The organism is Nocardioides sp. NPDC023903 (assembly GCF_040639295.1).
In the GTDB taxonomy this organism is placed as follows: Bacteria; Actinomycetota; Actinomycetes; order Propionibacteriales; family Nocardioidaceae; genus Nocardioides.
In genome coordinates this window covers 1-1081 of sequence record NZ_JBEZZS010000111.1, presented here as the reverse complement: position 1 = coordinate 1081, position 1081 = coordinate 1, and the positions used below count along the sequence as shown (strand labels likewise).

The window sequence follows — 1081 nt, the reverse complement described above, 5'->3', positions numbered from 1 at the left end:
CTCGACGTGCTGACCCCGGCATTGAGTGGTCCGGGACCGGTCGACGTGGAGAACGACACCTTCACCGTGCACAATCCGCTCGATATCGGCCCGGTCGCGCCACTGCCGGTGTTGATCGCCGCTCTCGGACCGGTCATGTTGCGGATCGCGGGCGAGCAGGCCGACGGCACCATCCTCTGGATGGCCGACGAGCGTGCCATCGCCGACCATGTGACCCCGCGCATCACGGAGGCGGCTGCCGCCGCGGGCCGCCCGGCTCCGCGCATCGTGGCGGGTCTGCCGGTGTGTCTGTGTCGGCCCTCGGAGGTGGACGCGGCACGCGAACGCGCGAACCGCATTCTGGCCGAGGCGGAAACGTCGCCGAACTATCAGCGCCTGCTCGACCGCGGCGGCGCGACCAGCATCGGCGACATCTGTGTGGCAGGCGATGAGGAAGCCATCGCCGCTGGGCTGCGTCGCTATGCCGAGGCGGGCGCGACCGACCTGTCGGTGCGATTGCTCCCGATCGGCGACACCCTCGACGACCTGCGCGCCTCCAAACGCCGCACGCGCGAGATGATCGCCGCGCTGGCAAAGGATTTGAGGTGACTGCCCCGCTGGCGGGTATCCGCGTTCTCGAAGTCGGAACCATGCTCGCCGGGCCGTACGCCAGCATGATGCTCGCCGACCTCGGCGCGGAGGTGACCAAGATCGAACCGCCGACCGGGGACATCTCCCGGCAGGTCGGCGACGCGTATTTCGCCAGCCTCAATCGCGGCAAACGCAGTGTCCGCCTCGACCTGGATTCGGCGGCGGGACAGGACCGGCTCGGGGAACTGGTCGCCGGATCGCACGCGCTGCTGGTGAATCTGAAACCCTCGGCGATCCGGCGGTACGGGCTCACCTACGACTCGCTGCGCCGGTGGAACGAGCGCATCGTCTGCGTCGCACTCACCGGATACGGGATGGACGCCGGGGACGACCCCGCCTTCGACTACGTCATTCAGGCCGTCGCGGGGGTAGCCGAGGGATGATGCAGCGCGGCATGATCGTCGAGCTCGACCACATGAGCGTCAAGGCCACCGGCCGCGCGCTCGACATC

General features: G+C 69.0%; 2 protein-coding genes. Both read left to right on the top strand.

Annotation, left to right across the window (positions count from 1 at the left end; genetic code table 11):
* The coding region (locus AB0F44_RS30315) for an LLM class flavin-dependent oxidoreductase (protein ID WP_357361093.1) at window positions 1–588 on the top strand (588 nt) is incomplete at its 5' end.
* Window positions 585–1013 (top strand): CoA transferase, encoded by a 429-nt coding sequence (locus tag AB0F44_RS30310; RefSeq protein ID WP_357361092.1) that lies wholly within the window; start codon window positions 585–587, stop codon window positions 1011–1013. The genes AB0F44_RS30315 and AB0F44_RS30310, both read left to right, overlap by 4 nt.
* Window positions 1014–1081 lie beyond the last annotated feature (68 nt).